This is a genomic window from Spirilliplanes yamanashiensis (genome assembly GCF_016863475.1).
In the GTDB taxonomy this organism is placed as follows: Bacteria; Actinomycetota; Actinomycetes; order Mycobacteriales; family Micromonosporaceae; genus Spirilliplanes; species Spirilliplanes yamanashiensis.
Map to the genome: position 1 here is coordinate 39,585 of NZ_BOOY01000022.1, position 20,706 is coordinate 60,290.

Here is a 20,706-nt window from a genome sequence, read left to right on the forward strand (position 1 = left end):
GTCACACCGCCGTCAGGGTCAGGAAGGCCTCTTCGAGGCTCGTCGGGCGTACCTCGAGGTCGTGGAACGGCACGCGGGCCGCGACCAGGTCGCGGACCGTGCGGTCGGCGTCGGCCGTGTAGAGGTGGGTGCGGTCGCCCTCGGTCTCGACGGCGAGCACGCCCGGCAGCTCGGGCACGCCGCCGGCGACGGTGAGCGACACGCGGCGGCGGCCGACGCTGCCGCGGACGGCGTCGACGGTGTCGTCGGCGAGCACCCGGCCGCCGCCGACGACGACCGCCCGGGTGGCGAGCGCCTCGATCTCCTCCAGGTAGTGGCTGGTCAGCACGACGGTGCCGCCGTCGGCGTGGAAGGCGCGCACCGCGTCCCACAGGGCGCGCCGCGCCTCCACGTCGAGGCCGGTGGTGGGCTCGTCGAGGAAGACGATCTGCGGCCGGCCGACGAACGCCAGCGCGACGGCGAGCCGCCGCTTCTGGCCGCCGGACAGCCCGCCGGTCTGGCGCCGCACCAGGTCGTCGAGGCCGAAGCGGGTGAGCAGCTCGGCGCGGCCGAGCGGGTCGGCGTAGTGCCGGGCGACGAAGTCGACGACCTCGCCGACGCGCAGGGTCTGCGGCAGCCCGGTCTCCTGCGGGGTGACGCCGAGCCGGCGCCGGTGAGCGGGGTCGCGCGGGTCGCCGCCGCACAGCTCGACCCGGCCGCCGGTGGGCCGGCGCTGGCCGGTGAACAGCTGCACCAGGGTGGACTTGCCGGCGCCGTTCGGGCCGAGGAGCCCGACCAGCTCACCGGCGGCGACGTCGAGGCTGACGCCGTCGACGGCGGTCGTGTCGCCGTAGCGTTTGGACACCTTCTCGGCGCGGGCCAGGATCACGTCTGCTCCTTCGCGGTGCCGCCGTCGAGCAGCGCCCGGACGGCGGCGGTGTAGTCGTCGAACGCGAGCCGGCCGCGCAGGGTGAGGCGGACCAGCGTGGCCGGGGTGCGGCCCTGGTGGGTCTTGGTGACCTCGACGTAGCCGGCGTCCTCGAGCTTGCGCAGGTGGACGGACAGGTTCCCGGCGGTCATCTTGAGGAGTTCCTGCAGCCGGGGGAACGTGATCCGGTCGTCGGCGCGCAGCGCGGACAGCGCCGACACCACCCGCAGCCGCGCCTGGGCGTGGATCACCGGGTCGAGCTCGGGGATCTCGGTCACCGGCGCCACCGCAGCCAGCCGAGCAGGCCGGCCAGCAGCATGCCGCCGCCGCCCGCGACCGCCACGACCAGCGAGTGCCAGCCCGGCCCGGCCAGCACGCCCGCGACGTTGACGACGCTGATGCCCGCGCCGAGCACGAAGAGGTGGCGGTCGTCGAAGGCGGCGCCGCCGGCCATGTGCAGGACGCCGGTGAGCCCCACCATGACGCCCGCCCACAGCAGCCCGGACATGGCCTCGGAGAGCAGCCCGGTGAACTGCGACAGCACGACGCTCATGCCGGCGAACCCGATGGACCAGCTCACCCCGTACAGGGCGCCCTGGCGCGACGAGGGCCCGCTGACGTGCCGGCCGGCGCGCGCCCCGGCCACGCCGGTGACGACGCCGGCGGCGATCATCAGACCGAGCAGGGTGGTGAGCGGCAGCCAGCCGGGCAGGTCGACGAAGACCCGGCCGTCGGGGCCGAACCGCAGGAAGAACAGGGTGAAGCCGACGAGCCAGGCGACGCCCCACGGCCACGAGAACATGCGCGGGTCGGGGGTGAGGCCGCGCTCGGCGGTGGCGCGCTCGCGGGCGATGACGGCGAGCGGGTCGGCCGGCGGTCTGTCGTCGTCGAGGTTCATGCAAAGCACTTTACAGCACAAAGTCAAAGAGCTTTGTGCCATAAAGTTCGCCGATCCGGGTAGAGGGTGGGTATGACTCGCATCGCGGTGACCGGCGGCAGCGGCAAGCTCGGCCGCGCCGTCGTCCTGGACCTGCTCGAACACTCCTACGACGTCGTCAACCTCGACCTCGCCGGGCCGCGCGACCAGCCGTCGGCGTTCATCCGGGTCGACCTCACCGACTACGGGCAGGTCGTCGACGCCCTCACCACGAACGACGGGCTGGCCGGCCCGGTCGACGCCGTCGTGCACCTGGGCGCCATCCCCGCGCCCGGGCTCACCTCCAACGCCGCCACGTTCGCCAACAACGCTTCGGCGACGTACAACGTCTTCGCCGCGGCCCGGGCGGCCGGCATCACGAGGGTGGTCTGGGCGTCCAGCGAGACCGTGCTGGGCCTGCCGTTCGACACCCCGCCGCCGTACCTGCCGGTGGACGAGGAGTACCCGGCCCGGCCCGAGTCGACGTACTCGCTGGTCAAGCACCTCGAGGAGCAGATGGCCGCGCAGTTCTGCCGGTGGGACCCCGCCCTGACGATGATCGGCCTGCGCTTCTCCAACGTGATGGACCCCGAGGACTACGCGGCCTTCCCGTCGTTCTCCGACGACCCGCGCAGCCGGATCTGGAACCTGTGGGGCTACATCGACGCGCGCGACGGCGCCCAGGCCGTGCGCCGGGCCCTGGAGTACGGCCGGCCCGGCATGGAGGTCTTCGTCATCGCCAACGCCGACACCGTGATGAGCCGGTCCAGCGCGAGCCTGGCCGCCGAGTTCTTCCCCGACGTGCCGGTCACCCGCGAGCTGGGCGAGCACGAGACGCTGCTCGGCATCGACAAGGCGCGGCGCCTGCTGGGCTACGAGCCGCGGCACTCCTGGCGCTAGGCCGCCGCGCCGAGCGGGTCCGGCAGCGGGCGGGCGTGCACCACGGCCAGCCGGGACACCGCGCGGGTCAGCGCCACGTACAGCCGGTGCAGCCCGCGCGGTTCCGCCGCCACGATCGCGGCCGGCTCGACGACCACCACGTGGTCGTACTCCAGGCCCTTGACCAGGCTCGCCGGGATCACCGTGACGCGCGCCGCGGGCTCCAGGTCCGCCGGGTCCGCGAGGTCCACGCCGGCGGCGGTCAGGGCGGCGCGGACCGCGGCGACGTCCGCGTCGGCGGCGATGACGCCGACCGAGCCCTCGTGGCCGAGCGCCGCCCGCACCTCGGCCACCGTGCCCGCCGCCACGTCGGCGTCGGGGCGCACGCGCAGGTCGCCGTCGCGCCGCAGCGACACCGCCTCGGGCACGTCGACGCCCAGCGCGGGCAGCAGCCGGTTCGCCAGGGCCAGCACCGCCGCGGGTACGCGGAACCCGACGGTCAGCGGCACCACGGCGGCGTCCGGCTTGCCGAGGTGGGCCAGGGTGGTCCGCCAGTCGGTGGCGGCCCACGGGGCGGTGCCCTGCGCCAGGTCGCCGAGCAGGGTGATCGAGCCGTGCTCGACCCGCCGGGCGATGGCCCGGCACTGCATGGGGGACAGGTCCTGCGCCTCGTCGACGACGACGTGGCCGAAGCCCGCGGGGCGTTCGAGCAGGCCGGCGACCTCGTCGAGCAGCACGGCGTCGGCGGCGCTGAACCGGGCGCTCTTGACGGTCTTCGGCGGCTTCACCCAGCGGATCAGGTCCTGCTCCCCGTCGGTGAGCACGCCGTCGGCGGCGGGCGCCGGGTCGGTCAGCAGCTCGGCGACCACCGCCTCCGGCGTCAGCGCGGGCCAGGCCGCGTCCAGGAACTCCGTCACCGGGGCCGCCTTCGCCATCCGGCGCAGCCAGGCGTCGGACGGGGAGTCGCCGCGCTTGTACTCCGACTGCCGCTGCAGCAGCGCGACCACCCGGGCGCGCACCCGCTCGCGGCCCACCGCGTACGGCAGGCCCTCGCGGCGGGCCTCGTCGACGATGCGGCGCAGCGGCTCGGTGTCGATGCGCCACCGGTACGACCCGTCGCTGACCTGCATCGAGGACTCCGGCTTGCGGACCCGCCCCCACACCGCCCGGCGCAGCACCTCGGCCATCCGGGCGTCGTGCTTCACGACCGCCGCCTCGACGGGGTCCGCGCCGCGCACCGGCCCCCGGGCGACCAGGTCGTCCACGGTGGCCTGCTGCACCTCGACCTCGCCGAGCGCGGGCAGCACCGCCGAGATGTAGCCGAGGAACGCCGTGTTGGGCCCGACCACCAGCACGCCGGAGCGCTTCAGCCGCTCGCGGTGCAGGTACAGCAGGTACGCCGCCCGGTGCAGCCCGACCGCGGTCTTGCCGGTGCCCGGCGCCCCCTGCACGGCGACGGACGTCTCCAGGTCGGCGCGCACCAGCTCGTCCTGCTCGGGCTGGATCGTGGCGACGATGTCGCGCATCGGCCCCACGCGCGGCCGCTCGATCTCCTCGGTCAGGATGCGGCTGGCGGTGCCCAGCTCCTCGCCGCGGTCGAGGTGCTCGTCCTCGAAGCTGGTCAGCTCGCCGCGCACGAACCCGAACCGCCGCCGCACCAGCACGCCCTGCGGCTCGCGCACGCTGGCCCGGTAGAAGCTGCGCGACAGCGGCGCCCGCCAGTCCAGGACCATCGGCTCGCCGGCGTCGTCGGTGACGTGCCGCCGGCCGATGTGGAAGTCGCCGTCGGCCAGGTCGAGCCGGCCGAAGAACAGCGCCGTCGACGGGTCGTCGGCCAGCTCCTTCACCCGCAGGGACAGGGTCCGGCCGAGCTGTTCGGCGGTGTAGGAGTCGCCGGCCACGTCGTGGCCGGTGGCGAACAGGGCCTCGGCGCGCTGCCGCATCCGGGCCAGGGCGGCCCGGGACGCGGCGAGGTGCTCGCGCTCGCCGGCGAGGTCGGTGTCGAGGTCGGATGCGGGCACGCTGACTCCCTGGGTGCGGGTCATCTGCTCGCTCGCGTGTCCGGGGGCGGATGGGCCGCCTCCGGCGCGGGGACGTCCGCTGCGGTGCGTGCTCACCGCGGCCGTCAAGCGGCTGACCACGATACGCGGTGCGGCGCGTCCGCTCACCCGGTTTCCGCGCGCCCGGCCGGCGCAGGATCATTGGCCGCATGAGCGAGGAGCGGCCCGTCCAGCGCGGCATGACGATCAGCGACCCGCAGGTCATGCGGGCGCTGGCCCATCCGGCGCGGCTGGAGATCATGGACCACCTCAGCAGCACGGGAGCGGTCGTGACGGCCACCCAGTGCGCGGGGCTGGTCGGGCTGTCGCCGAGCGCCACGAGCTACCACCTGCGCGAGCTGGCGAAGTTCGGCCTCGTCGAGCAGGCGCCGAGCCGGGGCGACGGGCGGGAGCGGGTGTGGCGCAGCACCACGGCGGGCTTCAGCGTGGGCGGGTCGGAGGAGCCGGAGGCGCAGGCGGCGGAGCAGGCGCTGATCGACGCGTACCTGAGCCGGGACTTCGCGAAGCTGCGGGACTGGTTCGCCCGCCAGCACGACGCGTCGAAGGACTGGCGGGAGGCGAGCGCGCTGATGGGGCAGCGGCTGATCCTGTCGGCCGACGAGCTGCGCGAGGTGAACGAGAAGGTGCGGGAGGTGCTGGCGCCGTACCGGGTGCGCGACCGCGAGGGGGAGATCCCGGCGGGCGCCCGGCAGGTGGCGGTGCACTACGCCACGTTCCCCGTCGACTGAGGGGTTGCGATCACGAGATGTGAAGGATTACTTTCGAAGTATGTCCTTCACATCTCGCTGGGGCGACGTGTACGTCGCCGCCGGCGCGCGGGCCGTCTCGGCGTGCGGCGACTTCCTCGCCGCCACGTCGCTCGCGCTGGCGTTCCAGCAGTCCGGGGCGGGCGGCACCGCCGTCTCCGCGCTGTTGCTGGCGGCGAGCGTGCCGCTGGTCGTGCTCGCGCCGGTGGCCGGGCGCATCGCCGACCGGGTGGACAGCCGCACCGTGCTCGTCGTCGCGGGCGTCGCGCAGGCCGCGGTGTGCCTCGGGCTGGCCTTCGCCACCCACCCCGCCGCGATCGTCGCCCTGGTCGCGGTGCTCGCGAGCGGCCTCGCCGTCACCCAGCCCACGCTGCTCGCGCTGCTGCCCGAGATGGTGCGCCCGCAGGACATGGCGCGGGCCAGCGGCATCAACCAGACCGCCGGCCTGATCGGCATGCTGGCCGCGCCCGCGCTCGCCGGCGTCCTGGTCGGCCAGTTCGGGGTACGGGTCCCGCTGCTGCTCGACGCCGCCAGCTACCTGACGCTCGTCGCGGCCGGGCTGCTCATCCGCACCCGGCGCGCGGGCGGCGGCACCCCCGCGGTGCGGGCGGCGGCGCGCGGCTGGCGGCTGCGCGGCGACCGGCTGGTCCTGACGATGGTCGCCGCCGTGGCGGCGGTCGTCGCCGGGGTCAGCGCGATCAACGTCATCGAGGTGTTCTTCATCCGCGAGACCCTCGGGGCGTCCACCACGATGTTCGGCCTGGTCAGCGCCTCGTGGGCGGGCGGCATGCTGATCGGCGCGGTGGTCTTCGGCCGGCTCGGGCACCGGATCGCCGGGGCCGCCCGGCTGGTGCGGGCCATCCTGCTGCTGCTCGCCGGGGCCTGCGCGCCGATCACCCTCGGCGCCGCCGCCTCCGACGCGCTGCTGCTCGTGCCCCTCTGGCTGATCGGCGGCGCCTGCAACGGCGGGCTCAACGTCTTCACCGCCGTCGTGATCGCCGAGCGGGTGCCCGCCGCCGCCCGTGGGCGGGCGTTCGCCGCGCTCAGCTCCGCCGTGCAGGGCGCCGGCATGGCCGGGCTGGTGCTGGGCGGGCCGCTCGTCGACGCGTTCGAGCCCCGGCTGCTCGTCGCCGCGGCCGGCGGCGCGGGCCTGCTCGCCGTCGCCCTGTGCGTGCCGCCGGTACTGCGGGCGGTGCGGCGTGAGCAACGTCCTGTCCCGCTGCCCGCCGGCGAGTCGTCCGATGGAGCTAGCGTCGCAGCATGAGCAGCGCACTGCGCCGGCCCCGGGTCGGGCACATCCAGTTCCTGAACTGCCTGCCCATCTACTGGGGCCTGATGCGCTCCGGCGCGCTGCTCGACGTCGACCTGCACAAGGACACCCCCGACCGGCTCAGCGCCGCCCTCGTCGACGGCGACCTCGACATCGGCCCGATCACGCTGGTCGAGTACCTGCGGCACGCCGACGAGCTGCTGCTGCTACCCGACCTGGCGGTCGGCTCCGACGGGCCGGTGCTGTCGGTCAACCTGGTCTCCACCAAGCCGCTGGCCGAGCTGCGCCGGGTCGCGCTCGGCTCCACCTCGCGCACCGGCGTGCTGCTCGCCCAGCTGCTGCTCGCCGAGCGGTACGGCGTCACGCCCGAGTTCTTCCGCTGCCCGCCCGACCTGGGCGCGATGCTGCTGGAGGCCGACGCCGCCGTGCTCATCGGCGACGTCGCGCTGCGCGCCATGTACGAGGCGCCCGCCCGCGGCCTCACGGTCACCGACCTGGGCCAGGAGTGGCGGGAGTGGACCGGCCTGCCGATGGTCTTCGCCGTCTGGGCGGCCCGCCGCGACTTCGCCGCCGACCGGCCCGGCGCCGTCAAGGACGTGCACGAGGCGTTCCTGCGCTCGCGCGACCTGTGCCTGAGCGAGCTGGACGAGGTCGCGGCGTCGGCGGCGCGCTGGGAGCCGTTCGACGCCGCCACGCTGGCCACGTACTTCCGGACGCTCGACTTCTCGCTCGGCGAGCGCCAGGTGGCCGGCCTGCGCGAGTTCGCCCGCCGGGCCGCGGCGCGCGGCGAGACGCCGGCCCTGGGCCCCGACGGGCCCGCCTTCGTGAGCGCCTGACGGCTGTTACACCCCATTGCGATCAGCTCGCCCGGCTGTAACACTCGAAGGGTGGATGACGCGCTGCTCACCCAGGTCGAGGCCGCCGAGTCCGACCTGCGCACCGCCGCGGCCGCCCGCCTCGCCGCATCGACGTTCGACGAGGTCATCGCCGCCGACCAGAAGATCGAGCCCCGGGACGCGATGCCGGAGGCGTACCGGAAGACCCTGATCCGGCAGATCGCGCAGCACGCGCACTCCGAGATCATCGGCATGCAGCCCGAGGGCAACTGGATCTCGCGGGCGCCCAGCCTCAAGCGCAAGGCGATCCTGCTGGCGAAGGTCCAGGACGAGGCCGGCCACGGCCTCTACCTGTACGCCGCCGCGGAGACCCTCGGGGTCAGCCGCGCCGACCTCGTCGACGCCCTGCTCGACGGCCGGCAGAAGTACAGCTCGATCTTCAACTACCCCACGCTGACCTGGGCGGACGTGGGCGCCATCGGCTGGCTCGTCGACGGCGCCGCGATCGTCAACCAGGTGCCGCTGTGCCGCTGCTCCTACGGCCCGTACGCGCGGGCGATGATCCGGGTCTGCAAGGAGGAGTCGTTCCACCAGCGGCAGGGCTACGAGATCCTGCACACCCTCGCGCACGGCACCGAGGCCCAGCACGCCATGGCGCAGGACGCGCTCGACCGCTGGTGGTACCCGTCGCTGGCCATGTTCGGGCCGCCGGACGCCGACTCGACGCACTCCGAGCGGTCCATGGCCTGGAAGATCAAGCGCTTCTCGAACGACGAGCTGCGCCAGCGCTTCGTCGACATGTGCGTCGGCCAGGCGGAGATCCTCGGCCTGCGCATCCCCGACGACGGCCTGCGGTGGAACGAGCAGCGCGGCGCGTACGACTTCACCGCGCCCGACTACGCCGAGCTGATGCGCGTCATCAAGGGCGACGGCCCGTGCAACCGGCAGCGCATCGAGCACCGGCGCCGCGCCCACGCCGAGGGCGCGTGGGTCCGCGAGGCCGCGGAGGCGTACGCGCGGAAGCACGCGACGGCGACGGTGGCGGCATGAGTGGCTGGCCCCTCTGGGAGGTGTTCGTGCGGCCGCGCCGCGGGCTCGCGCACGGCCACGTCGGCAGCCTGCACGCGCCCGACGCCGAGATGGCGCTGCGCAACGCCCGCGACGTCTACACCCGACGCCAGGAGGGCGTGTCGATCTGGGTGGTGTCGGCGGCGGCGATCACCGCGTCCAGCCCCGACGAGAAGGACGCCTTCTTCGACCCGGCCGCCGACAAGGTCTACCGCCACCCCACGTTCTACGACGTCCCGGAGGGGGCGAAGCACCTGTGAGCAGCGAGGCGCTGGAGCTGGGGGACGACGCCCTGATCGCCGCGCAGCGGCTCGCCGAGTGGTGCGCGTCCGCGCCCGAGCTGGAGGAGGACCTGGCGCTGGCCAACATCGCCCTCGACCAGCTCGGCGCCGCCCGGCTGTTCCTGTCGTACGCCGGCGAGGCCGACGGCCGCACCGAGGACGACCTGGCGTACCTGCGCGACGACCGCGAGTTCCGCAACTGCCTGCTGGCCGAGCTGCCCAACGGCGACTTCGCGGTGACGATGGCGAAGCTGCTGTTCCTGGCCGCCGCCCAGAAGCTGCGCTACGACGCGCTGGCGGCCGGCCCGGACGCCCGGCTGGCCGCGATCGCCGCCAAGACCCGCAAGGAGACCGCGTACCACCTCGACCACGCCGCGCGCTGGGTGGTGCGGTTGGGCGACGGCACCGCCGAGTCGCACCGGCGCATGCAGGACGCGGTCGACGCGCTGTGGCCGTACACCCACGAGCTGGGTGAGCGGGCGGCGTGGCTGGCGCTGGTCGAGCCGGTGCTGGCCGAGGCGACCCTCGACCGGCCCGCCGACGGCTGGGCCCCGGCCGGCGGCCGCGACGGCGTGCACACCGAGCACCTGTCGTACCTGCTCGCCGAGATGCAGGTGGTGCACCGCGCGCACCCCGGGGCGCGGTGGTGAGCGACGCCCGCGCGGCGGCGGCGTCCGTCGTGGACCCCGAGCTGCGCGTCGTCACGATCGGCGACCTGGGGATCGTGCGCGACGTGCGGGCCGGCGCCGACGGGCGGGTCACGGTCACGATCACGCCCACCTACGCGGGCTGCCCGGCGATGGACGTCATCCGCGCCGACATCCGCGCCGCCCTGGCCGCCGCCGGGCACGCCGACGCCGAGGTGGTCACCGTCCTGTCGCCGCCGTGGAGCACCGACCACATCACGGACGCGGGCCGCGCGAAGCTGGCCGCCACCGGCATCGCCCCGCCCGAGCACACCGGCACCGTCACGCTGGCGCTGAGCCCGCGCTGCCCGCTGTGCGGCTCGCCCGACACCGCGCAGCTCAGCCGGTTCGGGTCGACGGCGTGCAAGGCGCTGTGGCGGTGCCGCTCCTGCGGCGAGCCGTTCGACCAGGTGAAGGCGTACTGAATGAGCGTCGTCGTCAAGCGGCCGGTGAGGCGCCGGCCGACGTTCCACCCCCTGACCGTGGCCGGGCTGGACCGGCTCACCGAGGAGGCGGTGGCGATCACGTTCGCGGTGCCGCCGCCGCTGCGGGAGCTGTTCGCGTTCCGGCCGGGGCAGCACGTCACCGTGAGGCTCGGCGACGACGTGCGCCGGTCGTACTCGATCTGCAGCCCGCCCGGCGACGGCCGCACGCTGCGGATCGGGGTGAAGGAAGTGCCCGGCGGCGCGTTCTCCGGGCACGCGGTGCGGGCGCTGAAGGCCGGCGACACGATCGACGTGCTGCCGCCGCTGGGGAACTTCACCACGGACTTCGACCCGGGCCGGGCCCGCAGCTACGGCGCGGTCGTCGCCGGCTCCGGCATCACCCCGGTGCTGTCGCTGGTCGCGCACGGCCTGGCCGTCGAGCCGGCCAGCACGTTCACCGTCGTGTACGGCAACCGGCACGCGCGCACGGTGATGTTCGCCGAGGAGCTGGCCGACCTGAAGGACCGCTACCCGGCCCGGCTGCAGGTGGTGCACGTCCTGTCCCGCGAGCCCGGCGAGGCGCCCCTGCTGTCGGGGCGGATCGACGCCGACCGGATGCGCCGGCTGCTCGACACCCTGCTGCCGCCGGTCGACGAGTGGTTCCTGTGCGGGCCGTACGGGATGGTCACCGACGTGCGGGCGGTGCTCGCCGAGCGCGGCGCGCAGCGCGTCCACCAGGAGCTGTTCTTCGCCGACGACGCGCCGCCGCCCGCCCCGGCGCGGCCGACCACCGCGCAGGCCGGCGCGGAGGCGACCGTGCTGCTGGACGGCCGGGCGACCACCGTGACGGTGGCGCCGGGGGAGCGGGTGCTCGACGCGGCCCTGCGGGTGCGCCCGGAGCTGCCGTTCGCGTGCAAGGGCGGGGTGTGCTCGACGTGCCGGGCGAAGGTCACCGAGGGCTCGGTGTCGATGGCTCGCAACTACGCGCTGGAGCCGGACGAGGTCGCCGCCGGATACGTCCTGACGTGCCAGTCCACTGCCGACACCGACCGGCTCGTCGTCGACTTCGACGCCTGACCGACGTGTGACGGGGGTCACACCACACGGGTCAACGGGGTTCCGCGCGACTCCCTAGGTTGGGGTCGAAGCAGCGCGCGGACACCGCGCCTGGGACACGGGGGAACCACCATGACCACACGTCGCACGACCCTGCGCGCGATCGGCCTCACGGCCGCCGTCGTCGCCGCGGGCCTGGTGAGCGGCGCGCCGGCCCACGCGGTCACGAGCGCCCAGCCCGCCACCAGCTCCACCTACTCGTTCGCCGCGAAGCTGCAGATCGGCGCCATCGCCGACGGCGGCGTCGCCTGCTCCGGCAGCCTGGTGCACGCCCGCTGGGTGCTCACCGCGGCGTCGTGCTTCGGCGCCGCCGTCACCGCCGGCGCCCCGGCCCGCGCCACCACCGTCACCGTCGGCCGGCCCGACCTGACCCAGCCCACCGGCCACGCCCTCAACGCCGTCGAGCTGGTGCCGCACCCCGACCGCGACGTCGTGCTCGTCCGGCTCGCCGCCGAGGTGCCCGCCGCCCTGCGCCCGATCGCCCTCGCCGCCACCGCGCCCGCCGTCGGCGACCAGCTCACCGTCACCGGCTTCGGCCGCACCGCCGACACCTGGGTGCCCGACGCGCTACACGCCGCCGCCTTCACCGTCACCGCCGTCGGCGCCACCGCGCTCGACGTCACCGCCGCCAACGGCGCCAGCACCTGCAAGGGCGACGCCGGCGGCGCCGCGCTCGCCGGCGGCCGGCTCGCCGCCGTCAACGGCCCCTCCTGGCAGAACGGCTGCCTCGGCGCGCCCGAGACCACCCGCGAGGGCGCCCAGGAGACCCGCGTCGACGGCCTCCAGGCCTGGGTGGACGCCCAGACCACGCCCCGCGGCACCATCGAGCACCTGAAGAACGACGTCACCAAGTACTGCCTCGGCGTCAACGGCGCGTCCAAGGCCGTCGGCGCCGCCGTCGTCCAGTGGTACTGCAACGGCCAGGGCGACCACCGCTGGGTCCAGCGCGCCACCACCGGCGGCTTCATGGAGCTGTACAACACCCACAGCGGCCTGTGCGCGAGCGTCGGCACCGCCACCACCAACTCCACCCCGATCACGCAGCGCGCCTGCGGCGGCACCGGCGAGCAGTGGACGGCGGAGGTGCGCGGCGCCTCGGTCCGCTACAAGAACCGGCACAGCGGCCTCTGCCTCGCCATCCCCGCCAGCTCCACCGAGCCCGGCAAGGCCGCCGTCCAGTACGCCTGCGACCAGGCCGACGGCAGCCCGCGCGGCGACCAGCTCTACCAGGCCCGCAGCCACGCCCTGGGCTCGCACCTGAAGAACAACCACTCGCTGCTGTGCCTCGCCATCGGCAGCGGCGCCACCGCCGACGGCGTCCAGGCCATCCAGTACACCTGCTCCGACAACGACGACCAGCGCTGGCTGTCCGCGCCCACCACCGGCGGGGCGATCGAGCTGCGCAACCTGAAGTCGAAGAAGTGCCTGGGCGTCAACAACAGCACCACGAACGGCACGGCCGTCGCCCAGTACACCTGCGACGGCGGCAACGACCAGAAGTGGAAGGTCGAGAACCAGGACACGAACGGCGTCAAGCTGGTCCGCTACCGCAACGTCCACAGTGACCGGTGCATCGCCGTCCCCAGCGCCTCGAAGGAGAAGTCGGCGAAGATCATCCAGTGGCCGTGCCTCAACAACGCCGACCACAAGTGGGTGCCGTGACGCGCCGCTAGGCCCCGCCCTCACAGCCCGATCGGGGCCAGCACCTCGTCCAGGGCCGTGCGATCGTCGGCGGTCGGCTTCCAGGAGCCGGCCGCCGCGTTCGCCCGCACCTGGTCCGGGGTGGTCGCGCCGGCGATGACGCTCGTGACGCCGACGCGGGCGGCGAGGCCGCCGATCGCCACGTCGAGCATGGTGCGGCCGCGCTTGGCCGCGTACGCCTCGATGGCCTCGATCGTGTCCCATGGCGCCGACGCCAGCCACGACTCGTAGCGGTCCTGGGCCATGCGGGTGCCCTCGGGGGCGGCCTGGCCGCGCCGGTACTTGCCGGTGAGCAGGCCGCTGTCGAGGGGGAAGAACGGCAGGAAGCCGAGGCCGAACCGTTCGCAGGCGGGGATGACCTCGGCCTCGACGTCGCGGTGCAGCAGGCTGTACTGGTTTTGGGCGCTGACGAACGGGGTGAGGTTGCGGGTGCGGGCCGTCCAGGCGGCGTCGGCGATCTGCCAGCCGGTGAAGTTGGAGTTGCCCAGGTAGCGCACCTTGCCGGCGCGGACCAGGTCGTCGAGGGCGGCGAGGGTCTCGTCGATCGGGGTGGCCGGGTCGGGCGTGTGCAGCTGGTAGAGGTCGATGTGGTCGGTGCGCAGCCGGCGCAGGGACGCCTCGACGGCGCGGGCGATGTAGCGGCGCCCGCCGCGGGCGGAGAAGTCGGCGCCGTTGACGCCCTCCATGTCCATGCCGAACTTGGTGGCGATGACGATGTCGTCGCGCTTGTGCGCCTGGAGCGCCTCGCCGAGCAGTTGCTCGGACGCCCCGTGCGGGGTGCCGTAGATGTCGGCGGTGTCGAACAGCGTGATTCCGGCATCGATGGCCGCATCGACAACCGCCTTCGTCCCGGCGGCGTCGAGTTTGCGCCCGAAGTTGTTGCACCCGATGCCGACGACGGACACGACCAGCCCGGACGCGCCGAGGCGGCGGTAGCTCATCTCACCCATGATCCGACCTTAGCTCCGCCCCGTCGTCACGGGCAGTAGCAATTCCGAACCACGTCTGTATGGGCCTGCCTTAATTTTTAGGAATACTTATGAATCCCTGTATTGACATGTCTTGAACGGACTATGAAGCTGTGAGAGCGCTCTCACATCCGCTCCCGTGAGAGTGCACCGTCCCCCCACCTCGCTCCGGTGTGCCCCCCAACGCCGCTGCCCTCCTGGCGGCCCCCTGGGCGGCGTGCGCCGGCGGGAGAGAACTGAGGAGTTCGCCCGTGCGGAAAAGAAAGTTGAAACTGGCCGGCATAGCCGCCGCTCTCGCGGTCGCCATCCCGGGCGCGATCGCCGCGACGCAGGGCAACGCCCTCGCGATCGGCCCGGACCTGCTGCCCGTCACGGTCTCCAACAACAGCGGTCGTGGCGAGGCCACCTTCCTGTACATCCTCGGCCAGGACATCCGCCCCGGCGGCAAGCTCGGCTACGTCAACGCTTCGGGCACCTTCGTCAACTGGCCCGCCGGTTCCAATCCGCCCAGCCCCGCCCCCGACGTGGCGATCGCCGGCCCGGGCAACGGCGGCAGCGTGCAGGTGCGCTTCCCGCGCCACATCTCGGCGCGCATGTACTTCTCGTTCGGCCGCAAGCTCGACTTCCGGCTCACCCCGGACGGCCTCGTGCAGCCCGCCCCGTGGGCCGGCGCCGACCCGAACCGCGACATCCTGTTCGACTGGACCGAGTTCACGTACAACGACTCCGGTCTGTGGATCAACAGCTCGCAGGTCGACCACTTCGCCGTCCCGCACGCCGTGAGCGTGACCGGCAGCAACGGTGTCACCAAGCGCACCGGCGACCCGGTCAACGACGGCCGCAACAAGGTCATCAACGAGATCGCGGCGCAGCCGGCGTTCGCCCGGTCCATCGTCCGCGGCCCCGACGGCACCGTCCTGCGCGTCCTCGCGCCGGGCAAGGCCATGGACGCCGGCCTGATGGACCCGAACTACCTCACCTCGTACATCAACACCGCGTGGAACTCGTACACGGGCCGCACCCTCACCGTGGTGCCGCGCGTGGCCGAGCCGAACCGCAAGTTCTTCGGCCGCACCAGCGGCAACAACATGGTCTTCACGGACGCCTCCGGCGCCCAGGTGGCCACGGTCGCCAAGCCCACCACCAGCAACGTGTGGGGCTGCGACGGCGTCTTCAACGCGCCCAACACCCCGCCGTTCATCGAGCCGGAGATCAAGCGAACGCTGTGCACCGCGCTGGTCCGCGGCACGCTGGGGTCGTCCACGCAGGAGCCGGTCCTCGACGCGAACCAGTTCTACAAGAACAGCGCGCCGAACCACTACTCGCGGATCATCCACAACAACATGGCCGACGGTAAGGCCTACGGCTTCGCGTACGACGACGTCGGCGGCTTCGAGAGCCTGGTCCACGACGGCGACCCGCGCGGTGCCGCCGTGATCCTGAGCCCGTTCGGCGCCGGCGGCAACCCGCCGGTCACCAACCCGCCGACGACGCAGCCCACCACCCGGCCGCCGACGACGCAGCCGACCACCCCGCCCACCACGCAGCCGACGACGCCGCCCACCACGGCGCCGCCCGCCGGTGGCACGTGGGCGCCGTACCAGAACTACGCGACCGGCCAGGTCGTGACCTACAACGGCCGCCGCTACCAGTGCCGCCAGGGCCACATGTCCCTGCCGGGCTGGGAGCCGTCGAACGTCCTGGCGCTCTGGCTGCCGCTGTGACGCACTGAACCACCCGTGACCGGGGCCCGCACCGAACCATCCGGTGCGGGCCCCGTTCCATGTGCGGCGGTGCACCGGACGCACCCTGACGCCCACGCAGCGTCACAGGTCCAGGCGCATCGCCGTGCGCGGCCAGCGGTCCAGGCCACGGGCCACCTCCGCCGCCCGGATCGCCCGCAGGCCCGGCGGCAGCGCCGCGTCCGGCACGGCCCGGAAGCCCAGCCGCGCGTAGTACGGCCCGTTCCACGGCACGCCGGTGAACGTCGTCAGCGTCACCGCCGGCGCCCCCTCGGTCCGCGCCAGGCCGGCGACCACCCCGACGAGCCGCCGCCCGATGCCGCGGCGCGCGTGCCCGGGGTGCACCGACACCTGCTCGACGTGCAGGCAGCCGTCGACGCGCTCCGCGATCAGGTACGCCACCGGCACGTTCCCGTCGCCGGCCGCCACCCAGCACAGTCCCCGCCGGCGGTGGTGGTCGAGGACGTCCAGCGGCAACGGCTCGTCGCCCGCGATCTCGGGCATGCCGACGTCGGCGAAGCAGCGGCCCGCCGCCACCTCGATCTCCTGCAGCACCGGCAGGTCGGCGGCGGTGGCCGCGCGGATCGTCACGGTCACCCGGCCAGCCTCCCGCATCGCCGCCGGCCCGGCACCGCCATTACGACGGCGGGCGGCCCAGTCCCCGGTACGCCTGGCGCAGCACGTCCACCAGCGGGATGTGCCGCACCCGCACCTTCGGCGGGTCGACGGCGCGCAGCAGCAGCTCCGGCGGGGTGGTGGTGCGCGGCGGGCGTTCCCGCAGCCGGCCCAGCGACACCGCGGGGGCGTAGAAGTCGCGGAGCCGGTCCTCCAGCGGCTGCTCCTCGACGGCGAGCGGGTCGGCCGGCTCCTCGCCGCCGGGGGTGGCGCGCAACGCCGCCAGCAGCGTGTCCCGGTCGCGGCCGCGCCACGCCAGCACCAGGAACGGGTCGTCGTCGAACGCCTCGGCCAGCACGTACAGCACCGCCGACAGGTGCTTGCAGGGGCGGCCCCAGTCCGGGCAGGAGCACTCCATCTCCAGCGACTCCGGGAACAGCGGGTGCCCCAGCTCGTCGAACAGCCCCACGATCTCCGTCGGCATGTCACCCGCCAGCAGTGCCGCCCGGAACAGCGCCTGCGCCCCGAGCGCCGACACGATGCCCGCCCAGGCGTCGTCGCCGAACGCCCCGATGGTGATCGACACCTCGTACGGGTCCGGCCGGGAACCCTGCACCTGCCCGGTGATGACGCCCGGCGTCAGGTCGAAGCCGAGCACCTGGCCCTTGCGCGCGTACGCCCGCCCGCGGCTCAGCCGCCCGCCGTCACAGATGCGTTCCAGCTGGTCGACGAATCGGCGCGACCACCAGCGGGAACCGATGTCGCCGCGCTTCGAGCGCACCGCGATGCCGCCCTCGACGCGGATCGCCTGCCCGCCCTCGAAGAACCGTCCCGTCGGGTCCACCGGCATCACGCCACCGCCGTCGGGTCGAGCGAGAACAGCTCCCGCAGCTGGTCCGTCGTCAGGTCGGTGATCCAGTCCTCGCCGGTGCCGACGACCGCCGACGCCAGCGCCTTCTTCCGCTCGATCATCTCGTCGATGCGCTCCTCGAGGGTGCCGGTGCAGATGAACTTGCGCACCTGCACATTGCGCGTCTGTCCGATGCGGAACGCCCGGTCGGTCGCCTGGTCCTCCACCGCCGGGTTCCACCACCGGTCGATGTGGACGACGTGGTTCGCGGCCGTCAGGTTGAGGCCCGTGCCGGCGGCCTTCAGCGACAGCAGGAACAGCATCGGCTCCGGCGACGACTGGAACTCCTCGACCAGTGCGTTGCGCCGCGCCGCCGACAGGCCGCCGTGCAGCCACAGCACCGGCCGGTCCAGGTGCGCCGCCAGGTACGGCTGCAGCATCGTGCCGAACTCCGCGTACTGCGTGAAGACCAGCGCCTTGTCGCCCTCGGCGACGATCTCCTCCGCCAGCTCCTCCAGGCGGGCCAGCTTGCCCGACCGCCCCGGCAGCCGCGAACCGTCCTTGAGCAGGTGGGCCGGGTGGTTGCACACCTGCTTCAGCTTCGTCATTGCCGCGATGACGTTACCGCGCCGCTCGATGCCGTCCGTGCGCTCGATGACGTCCATCATGTCCTCGACCACGGCCTTGTACAGCGACGCCTGCTCCGGCGTCAGCGTGCACCACACCTTCATCTCGTTCTTCTCGGGCAGGTCCGAGATGATCGAGCGGTCCGTCTTGAGCCGGCGCAGCACGAACGGCCCCGTCGCCCGCTTCAGCGCCTCCGTCGCGGCCTCGTCTCGGCGCGCCTCGATCGGTTCCTGGTACCGCTTGCGGAACGTCGACGCCGGCCCGAGCAGCCCCGGGTTGCAGAACTCCATGATGGACCACAGCTCCGCCAGGTGGTTCTCCACCGGCGTGCCCGTCAGCGCCAGCCGCGTCCGCGCCGGGATCGCCCGCACCGCCTGCGCCTGCCGGGTCGCCGCGTTCTTGATCGCCTGCGCCTCGTCGCAGACCACGCGCGCCCACTCGACCTCGCGCAGCAGCCCCAGGTCCCGCAGCGCCGTGCCGTACGTCGTCACCACCACGTCCGCGTCCGCCGCCACGTCCTCGCGCCGCCGGGCGCCGCCGTGGTGCACGTACACCCGCAGCCGCGGCGCGAACCGGGCCGCCTCCTTGCGCCAGTTGTTCAGCAGCGACATCGGGCACACCAGCAGCGTCGGCCCGGGCGCCGACAGCAGCAGCGCCAGCGTCTGCGCCGTCTTGCCCAGACCCATGTCGTCGGCCAGGATGCCGCCCAGCCCGAGCCGCGACAGGAAACTCAACCAGGACAGACCCCGCTCCTGGTACGGCCGCAGCGTCCCGTCGAAGTCCGCCGGCGTCGGCACCGGCGCCAGCCGATCGACCTCCAGCAGGTCGGCGAGCAGCCCGTCGGCGTCCACCTCGACCAGCGGCAGGTCCTCCTCGCCGCCGTCCACGACCTTCTGCAGCAGCTCGCCCGCCGTGGCGGTGTCCGTGCGCGGCCGCGACACCACCCGCAGCGCCGCCGCGAGCTGCCGGTCGTCCAGCTCCACCCAGCGCCCGCGCACCCGCACCAGCGGCACCTTCGACCGGGCCAGCTCCGCCAGCTCGTCCGCCGTGACCGTGTGCTCCCCGATCACCAGGTCGAGCTGGAAGTCCACCAGGTCGTCCAGCCCGACGCCGCCCGACACCACCCCGCCCGGCCCCGACGGCCGCGACCGCGTCGTCAGCTTCAGCCCGACCGCCTTACGGCCCGCCCACGCCGGCAGCTGCACCCCGAACCCGGCCGCCTGCAGCAGCGGCGCCGCGTTCTGCAGGAAGTCCTGCGCGTCACGGGTGTTCAGCGTCAACCCGGCCGGGTGCTGCTCGCTGAGCGCCTCGTGCACCGCCGAGTACAGCCGCACCGCCCGCCCCAGCCCCGCCAGCAGCGTCTCGTCCGGGCACGGCGGCAACCCGGGCAACCGCTCGCCCGCCCAGATCGCTGCCGCCGGCACGTACAGGCTCGGGTCCTCCGCCGACTGCAGCGCGAACTCCAGCGCCCACTCGTCGCTGCCCTCCGGCGGCTCCATCAGCCGGAAACTCACCCGGATCGGCGCGTTCGCCTCGTGCGCTGCGGCGAGCCACCCCTCCAGCTCGCGCACCAGCGCGGTGACCTCGGCCGGGCGGGCGCCGGGCAGGGCCGGGTCCTCGGCGGTGAGCGCGGAGATCCAGCGGTCGGGCAGGGGCGCCTTCGGGCCGGGGCGCTGCCCGACGAGCAGGCGCTCGGGCAGGGAGATGCGGGCGGCGGCATCGACGAGGGCGTTGAGCGCGGACCGCAACGTCTCCGCGACCCCACCCACGGCCGCGCCGGCGGCCTCCCCGGTGGCGGCCTCGCCGGTGGCGGTGGCGGCCGATGTGGCGACGGAGACCGAGCCCGGGGTCGAGCCGGAGCTGGGGGCGGTGGTCGAGCCCGCGGTGAAGCTTGCGGGGCTCGCGGTCAGGTCCGCCGGACCCGCGGTCGGGGCGATGGAGGCGGCCTCCATCGGCGCGCCGCCGGGTCCGGTCTGGGCGGGTGCGGCCGCGTCGGTCCGCCCGCCGTGGGGGACCGCGAGGTTGGCGCGGATGCCGCGCCGCGATCGGGCCCGATCCAGCGGGATCACCTCGGCCCGGAACCCCCGCCCGCCGCCGGAGGCGGGCGGGGCGAAGACGGCGGCAGCCGACCCGAAGGCCGAACCACCCCCACCCGGCGACAGGCCGGCAGCGGAAGACGACCCGGTGGAGGAAGACGACCCGGTGGAGGAAGGCGACCCGGTGGAGGAAGGCGACCCGGGGAAGGGATGCGACCCGGCGGAGGAAGGCGAGCCGGCAGGAGAGGGGCTGGCGGAAGGCGGTCCGGCGGAGGACGAGCCGTCGGGGGAGGGCGACCCGGCGCGGAAGGAGTCGGAGGCCGAACCCGCGGCGGAGCCGGTGAAGGACAGGCCGGCGCCGAAGACCCCGGACCCCGCCGGGACCGCCACCCCCACCACCGCCCGGCACACCGGCGGCATCGCCGCCGCGAAGTCGCGGAACGTCGCCACGTCCGTGCCGGTCAGGACCGGCCGCCACCGGGCCGCCCACCCCCCGTCCTCCGCGACCAGCTGGGGCAGCATCCGCCCCCGCCGGGCCAGGTCGCAGGCGTGCCCGGCGAGGACCGCCAGGTAGCGCAGCGAAGCGGCGGGCGTCCACCCGGCGTCGCCCTCGGGGGTGCCGAGCGCGGCGAGGGCGGTCAGGGCGTCGGCGGGGGCGACGAGCAGGGCGGGGACGCGCCAGTCGCCGAGGCGCAGGCCGCGCCGGGGTGGTTCGGAGCCGGTCTCGGGGGAGGGCAGTGGGCCGCGGGCGGTGCCGGGGAGGCGGAACGTCAGCTCGGCGGTCAGTGCCTTGGCGAGGGCGTCGCGGATGGTGTCGTCGGCGGCGCCGAGGGCGGTGGCGAGGGCGGCCGCGGGGGCGGCGAAGGGGTGGGGCCGGGCGGTGGCGCGGGAGGTGGTGGTGGTCGGCCGGGCCGGGTCCTCGGCCCAGAGGGCGAGCCTGCCCGCCGCCCATGCGCCGTGCACGATCAGCACCGCGT

19 protein-coding genes are annotated in these 20,706 nt (G+C 74.3%); 11 read left to right on the forward strand and 8 right to left on the reverse strand.

Annotated features, from left to right (window positions below):
- Position 1 precedes the first annotated feature (1 nt).
- From Sya03_RS14795 to Sya03_RS14805, 3 genes are read right to left on the reverse strand one after another with little or no spacing between them, the layout of a single operon-like run.
- On the reverse strand, positions 2-868 hold the full coding sequence (locus Sya03_RS14795; RefSeq protein WP_203938866.1) for an ABC transporter ATP-binding protein: 867 nt from the start codon (positions 866-868) through the stop codon (positions 2-4).
- Complete coding sequence (locus Sya03_RS14800) at positions 865-1,185, reverse strand: winged helix-turn-helix domain-containing protein (protein WP_203938867.1); 321 nt, start codon at positions 1,183-1,185, stop codon at positions 865-867. The genes Sya03_RS14795 and Sya03_RS14800 overlap by 4 nt, the downstream gene beginning before the upstream one ends.
- Positions 1,182-1,805, reverse strand: coding sequence for a transporter (locus Sya03_RS14805; protein WP_203938868.1), 624 nt, complete (start codon positions 1,803-1,805; stop codon positions 1,182-1,184). The genes Sya03_RS14800 and Sya03_RS14805 overlap by 4 nt, the downstream gene beginning before the upstream one ends.
- A 72-nt stretch (positions 1,806-1,877) precedes the next feature.
- Here Sya03_RS14805 and Sya03_RS14810 point away from each other — a divergent pair, with 72 nt between their 5' ends.
- The gene (locus Sya03_RS14810; RefSeq protein WP_203938869.1) at positions 1,878-2,723 is read left to right on the forward strand and encodes an NAD-dependent epimerase/dehydratase family protein; all 846 of its coding nucleotides are present in this window, start codon (positions 1,878-1,880) and stop codon (positions 2,721-2,723) included.
- On the opposite strand, the gene Sya03_RS14815 is transcribed toward Sya03_RS14810, so the two are convergent.
- Entirely contained in the window at positions 2,720-4,747 is a 2,028-nt protein-coding gene (locus tag Sya03_RS14815; RefSeq protein WP_203938870.1) for a HelD family protein, read from the reverse strand. The genes Sya03_RS14810 and Sya03_RS14815 overlap by 4 nt on opposite strands.
- 164 nt (positions 4,748-4,911) lie before the next feature.
- Between Sya03_RS14815 and Sya03_RS14820 the strand changes: the two genes are divergently transcribed.
- The 9 genes from Sya03_RS14820 to Sya03_RS14860 all read left to right on the forward strand — a co-directional run bounded on the left by Sya03_RS14820 (position 4,912) and on the right by Sya03_RS14860 (position 12,852).
- On the forward strand, positions 4,912-5,490 hold the full coding sequence (locus tag Sya03_RS14820; RefSeq protein WP_203938871.1) for an ArsR/SmtB family transcription factor: 579 nt from the start codon (positions 4,912-4,914) through the stop codon (positions 5,488-5,490).
- 40 nt (positions 5,491-5,530) lie between these two features.
- Complete coding sequence (locus Sya03_RS14825) at positions 5,531-6,772, forward strand: MFS transporter (protein ID WP_203938872.1); 1,242 nt, start codon at positions 5,531-5,533, stop codon at positions 6,770-6,772.
- Positions 6,769-7,614, forward strand: a complete 846-nt coding sequence (locus Sya03_RS14830) for a menaquinone biosynthetic enzyme MqnA/MqnD family protein (protein ID WP_203938873.1) — start codon at positions 6,769-6,771, stop codon at positions 7,612-7,614. The genes Sya03_RS14825 and Sya03_RS14830 overlap by 4 nt, the downstream gene beginning before the upstream one ends.
- A 21-nt stretch (positions 7,615-7,635) precedes the next feature.
- Positions 7,636-8,664: a 1,2-phenylacetyl-CoA epoxidase subunit PaaA gene (paaA, locus tag Sya03_RS14835; RefSeq protein ID WP_203938954.1), complete on the forward strand. Its 1,029-nt coding sequence runs from the start codon at positions 7,636-7,638 to the stop codon at positions 8,662-8,664.
- Complete coding sequence (paaB, locus tag Sya03_RS14840) at positions 8,661-8,942, forward strand: 1,2-phenylacetyl-CoA epoxidase subunit PaaB (protein WP_203938874.1); 282 nt, start codon at positions 8,661-8,663, stop codon at positions 8,940-8,942. The genes paaA and paaB overlap by 4 nt, the downstream gene beginning before the upstream one ends.
- The gene (gene paaC / locus Sya03_RS14845) at positions 8,939-9,613 is read left to right on the forward strand and encodes a 1,2-phenylacetyl-CoA epoxidase subunit PaaC (protein ID WP_203938875.1); all 675 of its coding nucleotides are present in this window, start codon (positions 8,939-8,941) and stop codon (positions 9,611-9,613) included. Before paaB ends, paaC begins: the two co-directional genes overlap by 4 nt.
- The gene (paaD, locus tag Sya03_RS14850; RefSeq protein WP_203938876.1) at positions 9,610-10,074 is read left to right on the forward strand and encodes a 1,2-phenylacetyl-CoA epoxidase subunit PaaD; all 465 of its coding nucleotides are present in this window, start codon (positions 9,610-9,612) and stop codon (positions 10,072-10,074) included. Before paaC ends, paaD begins: the two co-directional genes overlap by 4 nt.
- Complete coding sequence (gene paaE, locus Sya03_RS14855; protein WP_203938877.1) at positions 10,075-11,151, forward strand: 1,2-phenylacetyl-CoA epoxidase subunit PaaE; 1,077 nt, start codon at positions 10,075-10,077, stop codon at positions 11,149-11,151.
- 111 nt (positions 11,152-11,262) lie between these two features.
- Entirely contained in the window at positions 11,263-12,852 is a 1,590-nt protein-coding gene (locus tag Sya03_RS14860; RefSeq protein ID WP_203938878.1) for a ricin-type beta-trefoil lectin domain protein, read from the forward strand.
- A 20-nt stretch (positions 12,853-12,872) separates the two neighbouring features.
- Here the strand turns inward: Sya03_RS14860 and Sya03_RS14865 are convergent, their stop codons facing one another.
- Positions 12,873-13,832 carry an aldo/keto reductase gene (locus Sya03_RS14865; protein WP_203938955.1) on the reverse strand — a complete coding sequence of 320 codons (960 nt, stop codon included), beginning with the start codon at positions 13,830-13,832 and terminating at the stop codon, positions 12,873-12,875.
- Positions 13,833-14,110: 278 nt separating this feature from the next.
- On the opposite strand from Sya03_RS14865, the gene Sya03_RS14870 reads away from it, so the two are divergent.
- On the forward strand, positions 14,111-15,583 hold the full coding sequence (locus Sya03_RS14870) for a beta-1,3-glucanase family protein (protein WP_203938879.1): 1,473 nt from the start codon (positions 14,111-14,113) through the stop codon (positions 15,581-15,583).
- A 102-nt stretch (positions 15,584-15,685) separates the two neighbouring features.
- On the opposite strand, the gene Sya03_RS14875 is transcribed toward Sya03_RS14870, so the two are convergent.
- Genes Sya03_RS14875 through Sya03_RS14885 form a run of 3 tightly spaced genes read right to left on the reverse strand, consistent with a single transcriptional unit; the run spans position 15,686 to position 20,701 of the window.
- Positions 15,686-16,198, reverse strand: coding sequence for a GNAT family N-acetyltransferase (locus Sya03_RS14875; protein WP_239107518.1), 513 nt, complete (start codon positions 16,196-16,198; stop codon positions 15,686-15,688).
- A gap of 40 nt (positions 16,199-16,238) precedes the next feature.
- Entirely contained in the window at positions 16,239-17,066 is an 828-nt protein-coding gene (locus tag Sya03_RS14880; protein WP_203938881.1) for an SWIM zinc finger family protein, read from the reverse strand.
- Positions 17,066-20,701 (reverse strand): DEAD/DEAH box helicase, encoded by a 3,636-nt coding sequence (locus tag Sya03_RS14885; RefSeq protein ID WP_239107519.1) that lies wholly within the window; start codon positions 20,699-20,701, stop codon positions 17,066-17,068. Before Sya03_RS14885 ends, Sya03_RS14880 begins: the two co-directional genes overlap by 1 nt.
- Between the last annotated feature and the right edge of the window lie 5 nt (positions 20,702-20,706).